General features: G+C 63.7%; 20 protein-coding genes. 2 read left to right on the top strand and 18 right to left on the bottom strand.

The features are described from left to right. Positions 1–4 precede the first annotated feature (4 nt). From ACLGGT_RS12235 to ACLGGT_RS12200, 8 genes are all read right to left on the bottom strand, one after another. Positions 5–1,678 carry a flagellar basal body rod C-terminal domain-containing protein gene (locus ACLGGT_RS12235; RefSeq protein WP_437196290.1) on the bottom strand — a complete coding sequence of 558 codons (1,674 nt, stop codon included), beginning with the start codon at positions 1,676–1,678 and terminating at the stop codon, positions 5–7. Then, a complete protein-coding gene (gene flgK, locus ACLGGT_RS12230) occupies positions 1,603–4,011 on the bottom strand; it encodes a flagellar hook-associated protein FlgK (RefSeq protein ID WP_437196289.1) in 2,409 nt (802 codons plus the stop codon). Before flgK ends, ACLGGT_RS12235 begins: the two co-directional genes overlap by 76 nt. A gap of 3 nt (positions 4,012–4,014) precedes the next feature. After that, complete coding sequence (locus ACLGGT_RS12225) at positions 4,015–4,341, bottom strand: rod-binding protein (RefSeq protein ID WP_437196288.1); 327 nt, start codon at positions 4,339–4,341, stop codon at positions 4,015–4,017. 13 nt (positions 4,342–4,354) lie between these two features. Further along, the gene (locus ACLGGT_RS12220; protein ID WP_422002406.1) at positions 4,355–5,467 is read right to left on the bottom strand and encodes a flagellar basal body P-ring protein FlgI; all 1,113 of its coding nucleotides are present in this window, start codon (positions 5,465–5,467) and stop codon (positions 4,355–4,357) included. 11 nt (positions 5,468–5,478) lie between these two features. After that, positions 5,479–6,141 (bottom strand): flagellar basal body L-ring protein FlgH, encoded by a 663-nt coding sequence (locus ACLGGT_RS12215; RefSeq protein ID WP_437196287.1) that lies wholly within the window; start codon positions 6,139–6,141, stop codon positions 5,479–5,481. 11 nt (positions 6,142–6,152) lie between these two features. Continuing rightward, entirely contained in the window at positions 6,153–6,941 is a 789-nt protein-coding gene (flgG, locus tag ACLGGT_RS12210) for a flagellar basal-body rod protein FlgG (protein WP_437196286.1), read from the bottom strand. 127 nt (positions 6,942–7,068) lie between these two features. Next, a complete protein-coding gene (locus tag ACLGGT_RS12205) occupies positions 7,069–7,704 on the bottom strand; it encodes a hypothetical protein (RefSeq protein WP_437196285.1) in 636 nt (211 codons plus the stop codon). Next, positions 7,705–8,082, bottom strand: a complete 378-nt coding sequence (locus tag ACLGGT_RS12200; RefSeq protein WP_050775728.1) for a hypothetical protein — start codon at positions 8,080–8,082, stop codon at positions 7,705–7,707. It abuts the gene before it with no gap. Between the two features lie 119 nt (positions 8,083–8,201). Between ACLGGT_RS12200 and ACLGGT_RS12195 the strand changes: the two genes are divergently transcribed. Together ACLGGT_RS12195 and ACLGGT_RS12190 are read left to right on the top strand one after the other, a co-directional pair. Beyond that, positions 8,202–8,702, top strand: a complete 501-nt coding sequence (locus ACLGGT_RS12195; RefSeq protein WP_437196284.1) for a hypothetical protein — start codon at positions 8,202–8,204, stop codon at positions 8,700–8,702. A gap of 55 nt (positions 8,703–8,757) precedes the next feature. Continuing rightward, complete coding sequence (locus tag ACLGGT_RS12190) at positions 8,758–8,904, top strand: hypothetical protein (protein WP_008279909.1); 147 nt, start codon at positions 8,758–8,760, stop codon at positions 8,902–8,904. Between the two features lie 18 nt (positions 8,905–8,922). Here the strand turns inward: ACLGGT_RS12190 and ACLGGT_RS12185 are convergent, their stop codons facing one another. The 10 genes from ACLGGT_RS12185 to ACLGGT_RS12140 form a co-directional block, all read right to left on the bottom strand. Further along, positions 8,923–9,144, bottom strand: coding sequence for a hypothetical protein (locus tag ACLGGT_RS12185; RefSeq protein WP_437196283.1), 222 nt, complete (start codon positions 9,142–9,144; stop codon positions 8,923–8,925). After that, positions 9,144–9,473: a hypothetical protein gene (locus tag ACLGGT_RS12180; protein WP_008279907.1), complete on the bottom strand. Its 330-nt coding sequence runs from the start codon at positions 9,471–9,473 to the stop codon at positions 9,144–9,146. The genes ACLGGT_RS12185 and ACLGGT_RS12180 overlap by 1 nt, the downstream gene beginning before the upstream one ends. Further along, on the bottom strand, positions 9,470–9,868 hold the full coding sequence (gene fliS / locus ACLGGT_RS12175; RefSeq protein ID WP_008279906.1) for a flagellar export chaperone FliS: 399 nt from the start codon (positions 9,866–9,868) through the stop codon (positions 9,470–9,472). The genes ACLGGT_RS12180 and fliS overlap by 4 nt, the downstream gene beginning before the upstream one ends. A 62-nt stretch (positions 9,869–9,930) precedes the next feature. Continuing rightward, positions 9,931–13,698 (bottom strand): Hpt domain-containing protein, encoded by a 3,768-nt coding sequence (locus ACLGGT_RS12170; protein WP_437196282.1) that lies wholly within the window; start codon positions 13,696–13,698, stop codon positions 9,931–9,933. Positions 13,699–13,735: 37 nt separating this feature from the next. After that, positions 13,736–14,140, bottom strand: coding sequence for a response regulator (locus ACLGGT_RS12165; protein WP_037273780.1), 405 nt, complete (start codon positions 14,138–14,140; stop codon positions 13,736–13,738). Between the two features lie 67 nt (positions 14,141–14,207). Further along, entirely contained in the window at positions 14,208–16,013 is a 1,806-nt protein-coding gene (locus tag ACLGGT_RS12160) for a methyl-accepting chemotaxis protein (protein ID WP_437196281.1), read from the bottom strand. Positions 16,014–16,160: 147 nt separating this feature from the next. Continuing rightward, on the bottom strand, positions 16,161–16,682 hold the full coding sequence (locus ACLGGT_RS12155; protein ID WP_081507917.1) for a chemotaxis protein CheW: 522 nt from the start codon (positions 16,680–16,682) through the stop codon (positions 16,161–16,163). Between the two features lie 2 nt (positions 16,683–16,684). Beyond that, positions 16,685–17,812, bottom strand: a complete 1,128-nt coding sequence (gene cheB / locus ACLGGT_RS12150; protein ID WP_237183463.1) for a chemotaxis-specific protein-glutamate methyltransferase CheB — start codon at positions 17,810–17,812, stop codon at positions 16,685–16,687. After that, positions 17,812–18,621, bottom strand: a complete 810-nt coding sequence (locus ACLGGT_RS12145) for a CheR family methyltransferase (protein WP_008279899.1) — start codon at positions 18,619–18,621, stop codon at positions 17,812–17,814. The genes cheB and ACLGGT_RS12145 overlap by 1 nt, the downstream gene beginning before the upstream one ends. Then, positions 18,621–19,832, bottom strand: a complete 1,212-nt coding sequence (locus tag ACLGGT_RS12140; protein WP_375554091.1) for a chemotaxis protein CheA — start codon at positions 19,830–19,832, stop codon at positions 18,621–18,623. Before ACLGGT_RS12140 ends, ACLGGT_RS12145 begins: the two co-directional genes overlap by 1 nt. Between the last annotated feature and the right edge of the window lie 130 nt (positions 19,833–19,962).

Below are 19,962 nucleotides of genomic sequence, written 5' to 3'. Positions count from 1 at the left end.
ACCCTCATATCGCTTGCAGCAGGGTGTCGAACAGGGACCGCGCCACTGAAAGGACCTGTGCATTGGCCTGATAGGCCTGTTGCTGTTGCATCAATTGCGCCGCTTCCGCATCCAGATCGACGCCGCCCAATTCTGACTCGGCGCGTGCGGCGCTCTCAGCCTCGGCCTCGGCAGTGGCGACCCGGCTCTCGCTGGCCGTAACCTGTGCCCCCGCCCGCTGTTGCAGACTGGCAAAGCCGGTGGCATAGCCGCCCCGCCCGGTCAGCCCGTCGCGCTGCCGCAGATTGGCCATCGCCTCGACACTGCGCCCATCCCCGGCCCCGCCTGCGTTGGGCGCAATCAAATATCTGTCACCGGTCACGCGCCCACCGCCCAACGTGATCTCCAGATCGCCAAATCGTGCCGTGCCCGCCGCATCCAGCGTGCGCGACGCCAGATGCGCGCCACTGTCGCGATCGAAAAGCCCGACAAGACCTGTGGTGGCATCAAGCACCCGCACTTCGCGGGCGCGCTCTGTCGCGGGCGTGTCGCTGATCTGTCCTGCCAGACGCAGGGCACCAGTGCCGCCCATCACCACGATCAGATCCTCATCAGGAATAGAGTTGAGGCGCAGCACAGAGCCCCCGCCAGTGGCGACATTCTCAACCCCAAGCACCCGGTCATCCGTGGCCGTCAGACGCAGCGCGCCGTCTTCTGTCACCTCGGCGCGCAGGCCCAAGGTCTCGAACCCGGCAGCTGCCGCCCCCGGCTGCGCCTCAATCATCATTTCGCCGTCAAGGGCGCTGAACTCGATCTCGACCCGGCCAAAGGCGGTGTTGATATAGCCTGTGCCGGGGAACGTAACAGGCAGAACCACCGCCCCCGCCGACACGCTGACAAAATGCTCCTGCCCATTGAGCTTGATGGTAAAGCTCGACGGCAGGCTCCCGGCATCGAACGGCTGTCCGATGACCGTTGTCACCGGCGCATTGCCAGCCCCCATGCCAAAGCGCGCCGCCTCGCCCGCATCGCTGGGCAGACGCAGAGCAGAGCCATCAAGTGTGCCGCCCTCGGTTTCAAGGATGAGGCGGTTGTTCTCGTCAAATCGCGCAGTGATGCGGCCCTCTTCGGGGCCGCTCACCACCGGCGCGCCGCCGCTCATCCGAATGCCATAATCCTGCGCCCCAAGGCTTACGCGCATTTGCGCGCCATCGGGTGGCAGCGCCGGTAGCGCTGCACCCGTGATCCGGCTTGCTGGGGCCTTAGCCCGCAGATCAGCGGCCAGCGCCCGCGCCATTGCGGCCCCCGAGCCAAGCGCCGGATCGGCCTCAGCCGTCACCACGCGGCCATCGGCCCCGGTCACGGCGATCCGTCTCAGGCTCAGATCCCCCGGTCCCGGCTCTGCCGGGGTCAGGGTCACTTGCGCGCCTGCTGCGCCAGTCTGCCGTGTGATAAGGCCATTCTCGAACCCATCTGGTGCGGCCACCTGCAAAACACCGTTCTCGGTAACGCCAAAGCCAGCGCTACCGCTCAGGCGCACCGTGCCGGAAATCCGCGCCGCATCCGGCCCGCCAGCCCCAAGGCTCACCGTGCCCAACGCCGCGCCATCCGGTGCCAACCGCGTCAGCGAGGCGGCCTCGCCTCCGGAATGGGTGAGGCGCGAGAGGGAAATATCTGCGCCTTGATCCTCGACCAGCACCAGCCGACCGCCATTGGGGGCCCGCTCGGCGCGGATGCCCGTGGCCCCGATTGCGCGTTGATCGCCGCTTGCAGCCCCGCCGCACCGACTGCGCCCAGATCGGCCGCAATCGTCAAGGGCGTCAGGTTCTGTCCGGCAAGCTGGAACGACAGCACGCCACTTGTGGGCACATCCAGCGCCAGACGGGTTTCCGCCTCGGCACGCACCGGCAGGGCCGTTGTCAGCTCCTGCGCCGCCCAGGCCGCATTGGCCCCCTCGGGCAGGCGCAGCGTGCTGGATTGTGTGGCCCCCTCATAGCCGATTTCAACGCTTGGGTTGGCCGGGGCGGGGGTGGTGCCGGTCCAGGTGGCAATCCCGCCCGCCTGCCCCAAGAGCGCCACGTGATCGCCGCTGACCGATTGCCGCGTCAGGCTCAGCCCGCCATAGGGCGCGGCCCCGTCGAGGTAATCGGCATTATGGGCCGCATCGGGAGAGAATCCGTTTTCCGGCGTCAGCAGCGCCGCCGCCGCGCTCGCGCCCAGAGGGGGACCAGAGAGTTGCCGCCCGTCACGGGTAAAAACCGACAGCACCGCCGCTGGGGCCGCATCCGCGACCACAACGCCCGCCAAACTGCCCAGATCGGTCGCAAGGCTGGCCGACAGCGGCAAATCCCCATCGCGCGCCAAGAAGCTCAGCGTGTCGCCGATCGCTTCGGCCATAAGACCGAGCGCCCCAAGGCTTTGCCCCTCAGCCGTTTGCACCGCCCCGGAATTCAGCGCCGCCGCCAAGGCGTCGGTCGTCAGCCCCGCAGGCAGCGCGAATTGCGCCACACCCTCGGGCGTGGTCAGGCTCAGCGTTTGCGGCGCAGCCCCCGCCAGCGGCCCCAGATCCATCGCCGCAAAGCGCGGCTGGACCGACAAAGCAGCCCCCGCGCGGCCTGCCGGGATCACCCCGACAACGCCTGCACTCAGGAATTCAACCGGCTCGGCACTCAATATTCCCGACAGATCACGCGGCCCAGAGGCCTGCGCGCTCAGCACCGTGGCACTCAGCGTGGCGGTGCCGCGATTGCCCGGCACGGCGCTCACCGTCAGCGTGCCCGCCGCCGCAATCCCCTGCGGATCATTCAGCACCAGCGTCATATGCCGCGCCGACGCATCCTGCCGCGTCAGCGTGATCCGGTCGCCATCCTGCGGCACGCCGCTCATCTCGATCCGCAATCCCGGCAGGCTCAGGGTCTGTTCGCCCGCCGCCAGAATCTGCCCCGCCGCATCCCGCGCCTGCCACAGACCCGTGGGCGCATCCTGCACCAGAGTAAGCGGCCCCGCGGGCATGACAGTCGCATCTGTGATGGTAACACTGGCCGCGCCCGTGCCGCGCATCAGCGCACCCGGCGCCGCCTCCCATCCCGACACGGAAAAGAGCGCCCCACCGCGCCCGCCCGTAGGCGTCAGGCCTTGGGCATGCACCGCGTTGATTTCCTCGGCCATCCGGCTGGCCCAGAGGTCGAGATCGTCGCCCGCCTGCGCCATCGCCCCGGCGGCACTCGCCAGCCCGCCCAGCATCCCGCCGCGCAGGGTGGTCTGCACTTCGACCGCCTTGGTATCAGCAGAGGTGACAAGATAGCGCCCGCCCGTGCCCTGCTCGATCCGCCCGGCGCGGCCCCGTTCCAGCACCAGCGGCCCGCTGCCATCGGCCCCCAATCGCACTGTCGCGCGACCGGCATCATCCATCTCGACGTCAATCGACACCAGTTCCGCCAGATTGACCAACAGCCGGTCGCGTTGATCCAACAGAGGATTGCGCGCGCGCTCATCGGTCACTTGCGCCAGTTGTTCCTGAACCTCGGCCAGGCCGCTCAGCACGGTGTTGGCCTGCGCCACGGTCTGCTCGGTCTCTTCGCGCACATTGCGCGCCAGCACGTCGATCCCTTCGGCCAGATCGGCCACACCGCCTGCCAGCGCCGTGCCCGAACTCAGGACCGCCTGCCGCAGCCCCTGATCCTCAGGCACCTGCGACAACCCGTCGAGCGCATCGAAAAAGCCATCCAGCAGATCGGGCAATCCGCCCTCTCCCGGCAGAAGGCGATCTTCAAGCGCCTGCACATGGCTCAGATGGGTTTCCGCCGCGCCCAGCGTGCTTTGCGCGTCGCGGCTGCGCGCGGCCACCAGACCGTCAAAGGCGCGGCGGATGTCCACCACGTCCACGCCGCCGCCCACACCCACCTCTTGCATCACCGCATCGCGGCGGCGATAGCCGGCCGTGTCGACATTGGCGATATTCTCGCCGGTCACGCCAAGCGCTGTGCGATAGGCCAGAACCCCGCCGCGCCCGATGTCCATCAAATCGACCATGGTTTACTCCTGTGCTCCGCCCAGATGGGCGGAAAACTGGCGATAAATTGCCTCTGATAGGCCCAGACCCGAACGCCCGGCCCCGACTTCGGTCAGCGTGCTGTCAAGCAAGGATTGAGCGGTCTGGGTCGCAGAACTTTCCGTCAACGAATCTCCAAACGACGCAGCGCGGCCCGATTGTAGGATCTGATTGAGAAAAAGCGCCTCGAACCCCTCTGCCGCGCCACGCAGCCGATCCTCGTCGCGCGTGGCCTTGGCGGCAATGCGGTCATCCGAGAGGCTGGCGGTCTGGCGCGCGTCAAACGCTGTGGCAAGCGGGGGCAGGGTCATGGCGGCGCGCTCCTCAGATCACGATCAGTTCGGCGCGCAGCGCACCCGCACGGTGCAGCGCCTCAAGAATGGCCACCAGATCAGCGGCACTTGCCCCCACGGCATTGATCGCATCAACCAGCGAAGCCAGCGACACACCGGGATCGAAAACGAAGGCGGGGTTGTTTTCCTGTTCCACGTCAATCTGTGTGTCCGGTGTCACCACGGCATTGCCCGGCACCACCACGCCCCCATCCTGACCATTGACCACCGTCGCGGCCTGATCGACGTTGAAATCCTCGTTCACCCGCACGGTCAGCGACCCATGCGACACGGCGGCGGGCGTCACCCGCACCATGCCCCCGATCACCACCGTGCCGGTGCGCGCATTGACGATGACTTGGGCAGGCGGCGCGGCGGGATCGACCTCGATATCCTGCAAAAGCCCCATGAACGGCACCCGCGCCGCCGGATCGGCAGGCGCACGCACCCGCACCGAGCTGCCGTCAAAGGCCACGGCCACGCCGTCGCCGAATTGCGCATTGATCGCATCGGCCACATTGCTCGCGGTCGAGAAATCCGGGCGATTAAGATTCAGCACGAAATATTCGGTTTCGAGAAACGACGTCTCGACCATACGCTCAACCGTGGCACCACGCGGCACCCGGCCCACGGTGGGCACATTGACCACGACAGACGAGCCGTCACCGCCCTGCACCCCCAGACCGCCAACCACCAGATTGCCTTGGGCGATGGCGTAAACCTCGCCATCCGCCCCCATCAGAGGCGTCATCAGAAGGGTGCCGCCCTGCAACGACTTGGCCTTGCCAGCGGTCGAGACCGTGACATCCAGCACCTGACCGGGCTTGAGAAACGGCGGCAATTCCGCCGTCACCATCACCGCCGCCGCATTCTTGGCATCCAGATCATTGGTCCCCACCTCTAGCCCGAGGCGCGAGATGATGGATTGCATGGATTGCCGCGTCAGCCCCGAATTGCCATCGCCCGAGCCATTGAGGCCCACGACCAGGCCATAGCCCACCAACGGGTTTGACCGCACCCCGGCCACATCGGCAAGATCCTTAAGCCGGTCCGCCAGCGCCGCCCCAGGCACAAGGCACACGAGCAACAGCAGAAACCGCAGCATACCGGGGGCCCTCATAGCGGTGACACGGTTTCAAAGGCGCGGCGCAGCCAGCCTTGTTTGGCGGTATCGGCCACGTCACCGGCCCCGACATATTTGATCTCGGCATGGGCGATCCGGTCCGAGCGCACGACGTTATCGGCGGAAATATCGGTAGGCCGCACCACACCGCGCAGGCGGATATATTCCTGACCGTTGTTCAGCGTCAGTTGTTTTTGGCCAATGATTTCAAGATTGCCACCGGGCAGGACCCGCACCACCGAAACAGACACCCGGCCGGTCAGCGAATTGGACTGCGTGGCATTGCCCCGCCCGGCATAGCTGCGGGTGGTGCTGCTTGTCAGGCGCCCATCGTCAAAGCCAAAGGACAGAACGTCAGGCAAATCCAGCTCGAAATTGTCGGTCTTGCTTGATCCCGCGGCCTGCGACTTGCTCGCGGCAAACCGCTCCGAGAATTCGACCGTCAGGATATCGCCCACGGCCCGCGCGCGCCGGTCGGCCACGAAAAGACCGTTGGAATATCCGGCATAGATCGAGCCGGTGGGCATCAGGCGCGATTGCTGCACCTCTTCGACCGGGTAAACCGGCGCGTAAAGCTCCGATTCCGCTTCCTCGATCTTGGTGGAGCAGCCCGCCAGCGCGATCAGCGCGGCGGCGGTGCAGGTGAAACGGCGCATCATGGTCCCCTTCAGAGGTTGTTGGCGAGATAGCTCATCATCTCGTCCGAGGCCGAGATGGAGCGAGAATTGATTTCATAGGCGCGCTGCGCTTCGATCATTTCGACCAGCTCTTGCACCACATTGACATTCGAGGTTTCAAGCGCGCCCTGAACCAGATCGCCCATGCCATCCTCGAGCGGATTGCCCACAACCGGTGCGCCGCTGGCGGTGCTCTCGACCACAAAGGTCTCGCCCACCGGCTCTAGCCCGCGCGGGTTGGCGAATTGCGCAAGGGTCAACTGCCCCACCTCTTCGGCCTCGACCGCATCGGGCAGGGTCACGCTGATGATGCCATCGCGGGAAATGCTGATGCTGGTGGCCTCGGGGGGGATCTGAATTTCGGGCTGCACGACATAGCCGCTCGACGTGGTCAGCACACCATCGGCATTCTGGGAAAACGTGCCGTTTCGGGTATAGCCGATCCGCCCGTCGGGCATCAGCACCTGAAAGAACCCCTTGCCGTCAATCGCAAGATCAAGCGCGTTGTCGGTCGTGGTCAGGCTGCCTTGGGTATACATCTTTTCGGTGCTGACAGGGCGCACACCCGTGCCCAACGTGGTGGGCGCGGTCTGTTCGGTGGCTTCCGAGGTTTGCGCCCCCGCCGGACGCAGCGTCTGATAGAGCAACGTTTCGAAATTGGCGCGGTCGCGCTTGAATCCGGTGGTGTTGACGTTGGCCAGGTTGTTGGAAATCACCTGAATGCGGGCCTGCTGGGCGTTCAGCCCGGTTTTGGCCACATGCATCACGTTCGAGGACATCGGCGCTGCCTTTCCTGAGGTCTCTGTTCGATCTCAGTCTGCAAGCCGCGTGCCAGCCCAATCAGGTCTTACGACCAATGCCTCGGCAATTTTAGCCCCATGTTCGAAAAATGCAGCCTCAGGCCGTTCAAGGCACACGCCCGCACGCCTCGGGGCGCGCCTCGGCGGGCATGTCTGCGCACCATTTGACAAATTCTGCGCCTGCGCGTTCCTGCACCGCCAACCGTGCCTTTGGCTCCAGATCGGCCATCGCCACCTCGCGCAGCGCCACGGCACCCGGCTCTTCAAACGCGGCCCCAAGCGTGAACCACAGCGCCGCCTCGTCCATTTTCGCAGGCGTGCGCAACTGCGCCTCAACCCGGCCAATCGCCGCGAATTGCCCCGGCACGCCGTCCTTGGCCCGCGCGCTCAGATCGGCATTCAGCCGGTCGGCCAGACGGGCGCGCGCCGCCTCTGTCAGCCGCCCCAGCAACAGGTCGCTGACCTCCATCGCCCGCATCTCGCCCGCAAGACGGGCGCGCCACGCCCAATAGGCCGCCGCCTGATCGTCCTGCGGCACACCCTGCCCCCGCGCCAGCATCACCGCCAGATTGACCTGTGCCGCGCGGTGCCCGGCCTGTGCCAGATCCGCGAAAATCGCCACGGCAGCGCCCGCCTGCCCATCCTGAGCCAAGGCCACAGCGCGACCGAAATCCGGCGTGGACCCGGCCATCGCCGCCGCGCCACATAGCCAGAGCGCAGAGACCAGCAGAACGCGCCGCATCTATTTGCCCGCCATCATCACGAGTTGCAGATACATCATGCGCCGCCGCTCGCCATCGGGGCGCTGCTCATAGACCACCAAGCGATGCCGCTGCGTCGGGGTCATTTCCACCTCGATACTAACCGCCTCGGGCAAGTGAATGTCGTGCTGTGCAAGCAGCGCCTTGGGATCGGCCAAGAGGGCAGTGCTGAACGCACGATCAATCCAACTGCGCGCCAAGGCCCGCCCAAGGATTTCCGGCAAATGCCGCTCGACCAGTGAAATGTCATGCAGATTGGTGCTTCGCCGCACCAGAGGAAAGGCATCCGGTGTCTGGCCCGGTGTGGCCTGTCCCGCAGCCCGGCGCAGAATCCTGAATTTCGACAAGGCGCCCGCCACTCTGCCCACTCCTTTTGGTTCTTTTGCGTCGCTCGGGCGACACGGCCCCACGCAATCACAACGACAGAAAAGACCGCCAGTTTAGCACCGCTTGGCGCGATCCTTGCTCTTTGCCTTACATGACCCGGATTTCGCCTCGCCAACCGCTGATTGTCTTTGCCGTGACTGCAAGTCTCGGGCCAATCGCGCTTGGTTTGGCCAGTCTCTGGATCCTGAACCAGACGCCTGCGGTGCCACAGCCCACAGCGGCACCCGCGCCCGCATCAGAGGCCCCCACAGGGCCAGAGCCGCGCCGCTATCTGCCGCTCAGCCTGCCTGTGACGGTATCGCTGCCAGAGGATGGCGGCACGCTCAGCATCGGCTTGGGCGTTGCCCTGCGCGAGGCAGGCAGTCTTGAACTTATGGCGCGACTGGCTGATCGCCAGCAAGAGGCGCAGGCCGAATTGGCCGATGTCATGCTGCGCGCCGCCGAAAGCCTGCCTGCCGATACACGCCTTGCGGCGCTGCGCAGCAGCCTGCCTGAAACCCTGCAAGAGGCGATGAACGCCCGGTTGATCGCCATGGGCGAAGAGCCCGCCATTCTTGAGGTTCTGATCCTCGACTGGGCCCATGCCCCGTGATTGGCAGGCTTCTTGCAGCCCGAAAACAAATACCAAGCCCGAGAAAGGACATCCCATGATCGCCATGCGCCAGACCTTCATACCCGCCCCCGGCACCGATCCGCACAAGGTGGGCGTGGAACTTGTCCTATGTGATGAACATGGCGAACCCCGGCGTCAGCATGTCTGGGGTTTGGTGCGGCTTCTGCGTCGCCTCTGCTGAGGGCGCGCCGGGTTTTCTTTAGCGCTGATGCCGCAGATGATGCCGCAGGCGCAGCACGAAGCCCAGAGTTCCAAAACCGCAGATTGCCCAGCCGATCAACAGAGGTGCCGGCATCAACCCCGCCACCGCCGTGGCCCATCCGGGTTGCAGGTAGAGCCCGGCAATCAACGCGCCCGCAATTGTCAGAAACATGCGCAGCCGCAGACAGGTGCCGCAGGCCGTTTCAGACACAGGCGCCATCAGCGCGGCCCCACCTTGCGGTCGCAGTTGAGATAGACCAGATTGGCCCGCCCCTGCCCTGCCCGCCGCGCCGCCTTGGCCGATAACACATCGGCGGTGCGACGCACGGCATCCAGCGCCTCGGCCAGGATCGCGATGCGGTCCTGCGCGCCATCCTCTGCGAGAGAGGCACCACCAACCAAGGCAATGACCGCGCAGCGCAGGGCATGATCCGCACGCGATACCGCCGCGTGATCGCCCGTCTCGGCTGCTGCGACAAGCGCGGTCGTCAAGTTACGGATCTGATCGCCAAGAAGGCTATAGGTCATCTGTTGTACCACACGTGTCATACCGCCTGCGCCTTGACCTGAGATCCGATCTGTTGCCAGGCGTCCAGAATATCGCCCATGGCGGCGGCGGCCTCGGTCAGGCGCGCGCCCTCCTCGCCCCGAAGACCTTTGAGCACGTGGAACCGTGCAAATTCGTACAGCTGGAACAAATCCCCTGCCAGATCGCCACCCGCCTCGAAATCAAGGCTGGATTGCAGGATGTAAATCGCCGTCAACACCCGATTGACGTGATCAGAGGGCAATGGGCGCGCCTCTTGTTGGGTGCGCGCCAAGACACCAAGCGAGCGGTTGAGTTCGCGCAGCGTGACAAAAACGATGTCATAGGGGTCGGTGGCCGCCTCCTGCACGAGGGTCTCGGCCTGACGGTAACGGGAACGGGCGAAGGCGAAACTCATCGAAACTTCCTTTGACATGATTGCCAGATCTGTTTTTCAAAACGGCAAAATGCGTCAGGATGTTAGCCCCGGTGGCATGACCACCGAGGCAGAGTTTCACGCGGCCACGCTCGCTGTGCGCGTATCGCCCGAAACCAAGGCGCTGACGGCCACGACCATGCCCACTTCGCCCCCGACAGGACGGCGATACCGCTCATGTCGCGCATCCCCGACAAAACGCCCTGCAACGGACGCAGCATCACAAGCTGCTGCCCCAAGAGTTCGTCCACCGGAATGGCGATGCGCGTTTCGTTACTGCTCAAAATCACATAGAGCCGCGCACCCCGCGCCGCCTCGGGGGCCTCTGGCATCAGCGGATGCACCGGCACCAGCGCGCCCTCGTCGATATTGAGCATCCGCGTTGCCCCAGAGGCCGACACAGGCAAAAGCCGGTCGGTCTGAAGGATGCGGTGAATCGTGTCCACAGGCAGCACATAGCGCACATGCCCCACCCGGACGACCATGCCATCGAGGACAATCATATGCTGCGGCACGCGCAGATGGAACCGCACCCCGGCCCCAGCGGGCAGGCTGACGCGGCGCAGCGCACCCTTTTTGCGCGCCATCTCATCGGCCAGCGCAGCATAGGCGGGGGCTGTCGCAGCCTCGGGGCTGTTATCGGTCAGCTCGACGCGCACGTGATCGCTTTCGGCCTCGACCGAGATATGAAACCGCGAGGCAGGGTATTCTCCCGCCAGTCGCAGATTGACCAGGGTCTTGAGCGGGCCGCGCAATTCCTCGATCAACATTTGGTCGAGCATTGCATCGCCGCCCACATAGGTGACAGTTGCATCGACCCCGATCTTGCGCGCGCGTGTGGCGACATAGGCCTTGAGCGGACGCAACAGCACCTCGGCCGGGCGCGACCGCTGCGCCACGCTTTCTTGTTGCAGATGTGACAGCTCTGTAGAGAGTTGCGCACCGGACTCGCTGATTTCCTGAAGCCGCAGATGATGCTGCTCCAAACGGTCGCGCAGGACAGAGCGCACTCGCTGCTCCAACTCACCCACCCCGGCGACGCGCAGCGCCTCCAGCACATCCTGCACCAAATCAACCGAGGCCAGCTGCGTCAATTCATGCTCAAGCTGCGCATGGCTGGCGGAAATCGCCCCCACCGCCTCGAGCAACGCGAGGCTGTCGCCAACATCCGACATCGGGATCAGGTCGAGCGTGTCCGGTTCGACAGCATCGCTTTCAGAAGCCTCACTTACCCGCAACGCCCGCGCCATCATCAGGCGCGCGCCGGTTGGGTCGAGCATGGCAAGCCGCTCGACCATCCGATCTTCTTCCAACGTCGAGGCGACGAGGAAATCAAACAGGGTCGCCTTGTCCAAGAACACCGTCACGTTGGTGATCATGCGGACGACGCCGGTGGTAATCCACTCAAGAAAGCCCTGCGCCAGCGCGTCATCATCATTCAGATCGGCGCGCAAAACGTAGAAATGCAAGCCTTCCTTGATCGCCTCATGGGCAGTCTTGACGCTCTCGGGCGACATCACGCGGTGGAATTCCGGTGGCAGGCCCAACCGCGTCTCGATGCTCTTGGCGGTCATCACGCCACTGGCTACGAAACAGGCGTTGGTCGCCTCTTCAAACATCTTTTCGATCCGCGACGTATCGGGCGTATCGCCCTGATCCAGCGCATCGAACACCAGTTCCATCGTATCGATGAACCCGCGCCCCATCTGGAGCAGGATCACATCTGGTGCCTTTTGATCAACGCGCACCCGCGCGAATAGATCAATCAGCGCCATCGTCAGTTGCGACGCGGTGTCGATCCGATAGTTCAAACAGGCGAAATGAACCTGCCGCATCAACGTGTCGAAGGCCGGGAACCAATTGGCCTCTGCCTCGCCACCGCGCGCCTCCAGACCCTTGCGCAGGCTTTGCAGCGTCTCAAAGATATGATCGGCGCACCACATGCTCAAAAGCTTGCTTGGTGCCATCCTTTCGGCATCGAAGACCGAGGCGGGCAGGCTGCGCTCGACGCTGACCAATTCCTCATACAGCGCCAGTTCCGCCGCGCGGTAAGCCTGGCCTGCAGGCTCTTGCGACAGCCTATGGGCACTATCAACCAGCCGCACATAGCCGCGTGGCGCGGCCAGATCGGCAATCCGTTCCGCCAAATCGCGCCGCTCGGCCATGGTGCAGGGCGTTTGGCCCGCCATCCGTATGCCTTGGTCGGAAATCAGCGGATAAAGCTCTGCAACCGCGTTAAAAAACGCGCGACCATCGCTGATCGCATCGACCGGCTCAGGCGTGGGCGTGGGGATCTGACCGGCCGTGAAATCCTTGGCATACCGGGCCCGGAGCGCGGCGACATGGCCGTCGGCGTCGGGGCGGCTCATGCCTGTGGCGTCGGCTATCGGGTCCAGCAGCGCAACCCAGTCTGCCAAATCCAATTGCCGCGCGGCATAGCGCAGGCCATCCGCTTCTTTGCGCAAAGTGGCTGGGCTTGTCGCCTCTGACCAATCCGAGCAAAGCGCGTCTAGTTTCTCGAGCGTCTTGGCCACCATATCGGCAAAGATCTGATGATAGGTCGGGTCTGCCCGCAGCTTGCCTTCGGTGATTTCGACAACGGGTTTGGGCCGTGCTTTGGTTTTCTTTTGCGGCGCAGCCTCGGGTTCAGGGGTGGCCGCAGCCTCGGGTTCAGGCTCTGGCTCAGGGGCCGCAACCGGGGCCGGCGCTGGCATTGGCTGTGCCTCTGGGGCGGGCATGTCCATCGCTTCAGGCTCGGCGCTCTCTCCGCCCAACAGGCGGCGCATAGCCTTGCTCAGATCGCGGGTTGCGGTAAGGTCCGGGGCATCTGCATCTAGAAACGGTCCCAACAGGGCCAGCCAATCGGCAAGGTTCAATTGCCCGGCCGCATAGTGCAGGTTATCCGCTTGTTTGCGCGCAGCACGAGGGCTGCTGTCCTCGGCCCAATCCGCAACCAGAGCGTCAAGCCCGTCGCACGCCTTGACGGCCATATCGTTGAAAATCTTGTGATGCTCCGGGTCGGGTGCCAAGAGCTTGCCTTCTGTAACCTCGGCTACGGTCTTGACCTGCGGTGCGGGCTCAGGCTCGGGCTCCGCCTCCAGCTCTGGCTCTGGCTCCAGCTCGGGCTCAACGTCAGGCTCTTCCTCGGCCTCTGCCTCGGGGGCTAGATCTTGGTCAAACTCCGGCTCGTCATCGTCACCTTCGAATTCGTCGAAATCCGCGCCATCGCCGCCATCCAATTGATCCAGCAACCCCGCCAGACCCATATCAAAGGCCGGAACCTTGGGTTTGGGTGCGGGCGCGGGCGGGGCGGCTTCCGGCTCTTCTTGCACGTCAGCGGGCGTCGGCGCTGCCTCATTCTGCGGCTCTGCGGACTTGTCCTCAGACGGGGCCGCGGGTGCCTCGGCCTCGCGCCCTGTCAGCCGCCCGATCATCGCGCGCAAATCCTGTTTCAGCCCCGCCGTCGGTCCCGGCTCTACATCGGCGCGGGTGTCGGCGGTCTCTTCCAGCATCCCGCGCAGCGCATCGCCGGTGCGCATCAGGATGTCGGTGATCTCACCACTCATCGGCACGCCTTCGTCGCGCACCAGCCCGATCAGATCCTCGGCCAGATGCGCCAGCCCCTCGACCTGGGCCAGTCCCAGCACGCGCGAGTTGCCCTTGAAGGTATGGACAGCCCGGAACAGAGCGCCGATATGCGCGCCCATATCGCCTGCGCCCCCTTCAAGGGCATCGAGCGCCGCTTCCATAGCGTCAAGGGACTGCGCGCCGTCATCGGCATACAGCATCCAGATTTCGTCCATCTCGTCCATCATGGTGTCACCCGCCCAGTGGGTTGCATTCCGGCCCTTAGGCCCCGACCAGCGCCCGCATCACGCGCGTCAACTCGTCTCCGGTCTTTTCCTCGAGGTCATGCGACACCGTGCCAGAGGGCTTAGAAACCACCCCATCCGCCCCCAGTTCGCGCGCCTTGGCAGCCAAGGGCGACCCCTGCACCGTCACCGAGGACAGCATGCAGATTTTGGCCCGCGTCTTGAGCTTGGCGTGACGCAGAAATTCCAACCCGTCCATCACCGGCATCTCGATATCGAGCAGGATTAGGTCAAGGTCCGGAAGATCCGGCAACTTGTCCAGCGCCTCTTGCCCATTGGCGGCCTGTGCCACAAGTTTGAAATCCTTGCGGGATTTCAGAAAGCTGGAGATGTAGAGCCGCATCATTGCGGCATCGTCCACCACCATTACATTGTAAACCATCGTCATTACTCCGAATTATCTGGAATTGCGCGGGAATGAGGCGGCACCGGGCCGCCCCCCGCTTGCCTCAGAAGCCGTGAAAGCCGCGTGCGTCGAGATCAAGCGATCCGCCGCCGTTCAGACGCCCGTTGGGCTTGCCGCTCATCATCGCCTGAATCTGCGCCATCATCTCTGGCGTCAGACCGTTGAAGCCCCCCATCGGCATAGCCGCAGCCGTGCGACGCAGCTTGAAGCGGCCGATTTCCTCTTTCATCTGCTGGGTGGCCGCACTCATCTCGGCGGCTCCGGCAGCAAGCTCATCCGCCTGTTGGCTGGAATCGAGCGCGGATTTGGCGATTTCGGTCATAGCCATCGAAATCTGCGCCACGCCGCGTGACTGTTCCGCGCCAGAGCGATCAATCTCTTCGACGATTTCCTTGACCTGCGTGATCTGCTGGGAAATGCCGGTGAAGGCTTCGGATGTCTCATCCGCAATGCGCACACCCGCATTCACCCGGTTCGACGCATCCTCGATCAGATCCGAGGTCTCGCGCGCTGCTTTGGCAGAGCGCCCGGCGAGGTTGCGCACCTCTTGTGCCACCACCGCAAAGCCGCGCCCGTGCTGCCCAGCCCGCGCCGCCTCGACCGCCGCATTCAGCGCCAAAAGGTTGGTCTGGAACGCAATCTCGTCGATCACTTTGATGATCTTGGCAATGTCCTGAGAGGAGGTCTTGATGCCATGCATGGCGGTGACCATGTCCTTGATCTTGGCGGCACCCTGATCGGCCAGACCCACGGCGCTGCCCACGAACTTCGACGCTTTCTGTGTCGACTCGGCGTTGGCGCGCACCTGCTGGTCTGTCTGGTTGACCGACGCAGACACCTCTTCGACCGAGGCCGAGGCAACCTGTGAATTGGTCGAGAGCGTCTGGCTCGAATGGGCCACCTGAGTGACCGTTGTCGCCACCTGATCCACCTGCTCTGCAATCACCGCAAAGGCGCTGTTGAGACTGCCAAAGGCCTGCTCGAAGGACTCGATCACGCTGCGGTATTCGCCCTTGAACTTCGACAGATCCGCCTGCACGTCGAGATTGCCCGCGACGATGGAATCCGACAGCGTGCGGATTTCAGCAACGACCCCCCGGAAGTTGCCGCGCACCTTCTCGATCACGTTGTTCATGAACACTTTCTTGCCCGGCATCTGGGGGAAGGGCGCATCGAAATTGCCCTCGCCGAATTCTTCGAAAACACCCATCGCAAGTTTATTGGTGTCGATTTTTTCCTGCACCATGGCGTTGAGCATCTCAGCCGCCTTGCCAACCTCTGCTGTGTCAAAGTTCTTAACGTCGATAAAGGTTTCGATTTCGCCCGCATAATGCGCCGCGGCCATTTTTGCCATCTCGGAGAGCAGAAGCCGGAATTGATCCAGCGTGCGGTCATTTTCGGCCTTGACGCGCTTGATCTCGGTCACGTCACGCCATTCCACCAGCACGAATTGCGCGCCGCGCTCGACGCCCGGCACGGGCGTCGCGGTGAACTCCAGAGAGATGCCTCCGACGGTAAACGCCCCCTCGTGCGGACCTGTCATGTTGTCCATGATACGCCGCTGGTAATGCGGGTTCTTGTGGAACACATCGACATTCTTGCCGATGATGTCGCGCGCCCGGAAATTCGGCAGATCGCGCCGGATGTCATTCTCGATCCGCTCGAACATCTGGAACCCGGTTTCGTTGCAGTAGAGGATGTTGTAACCCTCATCCGCAACCATGATGGGATTGCCAAGCGAGGCCAACAGCGTGGTGGCCACAACGCGCTTCGAGAAATCCATTTCTTTCATATCGTCCATTGTCTCGTTGGCCTTGCCTTTGCTGTCGCGCGGGGATTGCGAGGTCATCTCTTCTTTCCTTTCGGTGTCGCCGGCGGGCTGGTCCGGCGCGGGCTGGGGGGAGGATGTCTCCGTCGTCGGCGTTGCGGCCGACCGGGACGTGAAAACAAGGTCCGGATCGGTCTCCGGGGGATTGGGTTCTGGGGCAACCATGGATCAGGCCTCGGCCATCATTGGCGGGACAAGCGCGTCATCCTCGACCAGAAGGTTGACATTGAGCAGGATGGCCACCCGCTCTTCCAGACGGCCCAGACCCAACACAAGGCTGCGGCCCTCAGAGCCCGAGAAACTATGCGTCCGGTCAATCTGGTTCGCCGGAATATCGAGCACCTCGTTGACACCATCGACAATCAGGCCCACCGGCGCATCATTGACCTGCAACACGATCACCACGGTGCGGTCATCATAGGCCTTGTCCGGCATGCCAAAGCGCAGCCGCACGTCCATCAGCGGGATCACCTTGCCACGCAGGTTGATCACGCCCTTGATGTAATGCGGCACGTCGGGCACGCTCATGATGCGTTGCAATCCGACAATCTCGGTCACGACGCCAATCGAGACCCCGTAGAGCTCAGAGCCGACCGGAAAGGTCAGATACATGGTCTCAATGGAATCCGACGGCTCGGCCTGAAGCTCGGTCTGCGGTGTCTGCGTATCGGCAAACGCGGTTTTGGTCATGGTCAGACTCCTCTATGGGTCATTCGGGGGGCCGGGGCGGCGGGTGCCCGCTGGGTTGCAGATGTCGTGCCAACCGAAGCCAGCAATTGCGCCGCCATCTGGTCGAGCGGCACTTGCGCCAGCGCAGCCCCTCTCTCCCAGGCGCGTGCAGGCATGCCAAAGACCAGCGATGTTGCTTCGTCCTGCACATAGGTCTGCGCCCCGGCAAGACGCGCAGCCAGCAGGCCATTGGCCCCGTCGCTGCCCATGCCGGTCAGCACAGCAGCACTCAGGCGCGGCGCAGCCACTTGCGCGGCTGATGTCAGCAGCACGTCGACGGAAGGCATCGAAAAACAAACCGGATCGCCCGTCACCAGCTCGACCGCCAAGGCCCCCGAAGCGGCGCGGCGCAGCCGCATGTGCCGCTCGCCCCCCGGCGCAATAAGGGCGAGGCCAGGGCTCAGACGGTCGCCATGTTGCGCCTCGCGCACCTCGATGGCGCAGGTCGCGTTAAGCCGTCGAGCAAAGGCCTCGGTAAAACCCGCAGGCATATGCTGAACAATCACGACAGGCGGACAATTGGCAGGCAGTGCTTGCAACAAAGAGCCAAGCGCCTGAACCCCGCCTGTCGACGCGCCAAGCGCGATCACCCAATCGCGCGATAAAACAGGAGCGGCCAGTGTCGGCGACGGCACTGGCGCTGGATCCGAAACCGGCGACTTCATCCGGTGCATATCGACCTGTGCCACCGCCCGCACCCGCGCAGCAATGGTCGCCAACGCGATATTGTCGACCATCCCCGGTGCCACGCCTTGCGGCTTGGGCATCACATCGACCGCCCCGGCCTCGAGCGCCTCGATACTGCGGCGCGCCCCAAGCTGCGTGCTTGACGAGACAACGATCGTGGGAATTCGCAGCCGCGCCACAGTCTGACGCAGGAATTGCATCCCGCCCAGCCCCGGCATTTCCAGATCAAGCGTGATCACATCCGGACGGCGCGCCATGACAAACTCATGCGCCTCTTCGGCACTCGCGGCCTCGCCGATCACCTCGATGCCAGGATCAGCACCAAGCGTCCGGGTCAGAAAACGCCGGAAAAAACTTGAATCGTCTACGACAAGCACCGTGACGGGTGCAGCAGAGCGGGTCATCATGACCTCCTTCGGTAAAGACCGGTGGCGACAGGCTCCCATAGGGTGCCCAATTGGCGCACGGATTCCGTCACAGAGGTGATCAGCCAGCCACCCGGCTCGACCACGTCATAGAGGGCATTCACCGTGGCAACCTGATCGGCCCGGTCGAAATAATAGAGCACGTTCCGGCAGAACACGGCCTGAAACGGAAGGTTGAACGGATAGGGTGTCGCCTTGAGGTTCATGCGCCGAAAGGTGCAGGCCCGACGCAACTCGGGCGCCACCCTGTATTGATCCAGCCCCGCAGGTTCGAACCAACGCTTGAGCACCATCGGATCGGTCTGCGAAAACTGGCGGTGCGAATAGATGCCCAACTCGGCCCGCTCGACCATCGGATCGCTGATGTCAGTGCCCAGAATATGCGTGCGGTTCAGCGCCGCGGGCCCCAACCGGTCGGCCAGCATCATGCCGACGGTATAGGCTTCTTCGCCACTCGAGCAGGCTGCCGACCAAAAGCGGAACTCAGGCCGCTCCTTCAATTCGGGCAGGGCAAGGTTCATGAACTGATCCAACACCTCGATCTCGCGAAAGAAATAGGTGTGGTTGATCGAGGCCGCGTGCAGCACCGCAAGCTGTAGATCCTGCGCGCCAACGCGGTCCAACTCGCGCGCGAGATGGTTCAGATCGGGCAGATCAAACCGCCGCAACACGCGCTCCATACGCTGCCGCAGCAGATCAGCCTTGGACGGACCAAAGGTGATTCCGCAGCGGCGGCTCAACCAATCGCGCAACTGCTCGAATCCGGCCTGATCCGCATAGACCTGCATCAGCGCCCGCCCCCGTTTGCCAGTCGCTCGCAATCGAGCACCATCGCCACCTCGCCAGAAGACAAGAGAGCAAAGCCCCAGCTCGCGCGCACCCGTGTCAGCGTGCCTTCAAGCGGCTTCATCACCACCTGCTGACGGTCAAGGATTTCATCAACCGGCACCGCAATCGGCCCAGAGGTCGACTCGAACACGATGAACACCATCTCTGACAGCGGCGGCAATTCGCTGCGCATACCGTCAAAGAACTTCTCCAGGCGGCACACCGGAATGAACCGGTCGCGCTGTCGCAACATCTCGCATCCGCCCTCGGCGGACAGGGCCAGATGATCCCCGAGACCCGGTTTGACGATCTCGGCAATATCGTCGATGGGCACACAATAAAGCTGCGTGCCCAGCCGCAGGATCACGCTATCGAGAAAGGCCAAAGACACCGGAATATGCAGCGACACGGTCGTGCCCTTGCCTTCTTCGCTCTGGACCCCGATCCGCCCCCGCAAATCTTTCATGGTGGTGTTGAGCACATCCATACCCACACCGCGCCCAGATAGGGTTGTCACGGCTTCGGCGGTCGAAAAACCGGGCTCAAAGATCACCTTCCAAACGGCGGCATCTTCGGGCTCTTCGGTCGGGCCAAAGAGACCCCGCTCGCGCGCCTTGGACAGGATCTTGCCCCGGTTCAGCCCGCGCCCGTCGTCGATCACCTGAATTCGCACCTCGCTGCCCACCTGAGCGGCAGACAGGATAATGCGGCCCGCAGGGGATTTGCCCGCCGCCTCGCGCTCGGCCGGCGGCTCTAGTCCGTGATCGGCGGAATTGCGCACCACATGCAGCAACGGATCATAAAGACGGTCCGCTACCAGCTTGTCGATGGATGTATCCTCGCCACGCATCTCAAGGTCGATCTGCTTGCCGGTTTCACGCTGCAATTCACGCACCATGCGCTTGAGCCTGCGAAACACCTCATCCACCGGAACCAGCCGCAATTCGCTTGCGGCGTCCTGCACCTCGCCCACGATCATCGACAGCCGATGTGCCGCCGCCTCGAACCCCACAAGGTCGAGATTGGCCAGTTCCGGCGCGTTGATGGTTTCAGACACCGACAGCGACAACTCGCCCACGAGGTCCATCAATCGCCCGATCTTGTCCGACGAGACGCGAAGCAACGCCCCGCCAGAGGCCTGCTCGGGCACCTGCTCTGCACGCGCCGTCATGCCTGCGGCCCTCGTTCAGGACACAGCTTGTTTGGGAACACACTCGCCATGTGATCAGGTCTTTCTCAATCTGTCGGCCTGCTAGCCGGTGACATCTGCATGCGCCGATGCAACCGGCGTGCCAGACTAA

It is taken from the genome of Roseovarius sp. MS2 (assembly GCF_051447875.1).
Lineage (GTDB): Bacteria > Pseudomonadota > Alphaproteobacteria > Rhodobacterales > Rhodobacteraceae > Roseovarius > Roseovarius mucosus_A.
Note: the sequence above shows the minus strand (reverse complement) of the source record. Positions and strands in the feature narration are given on the sequence as shown.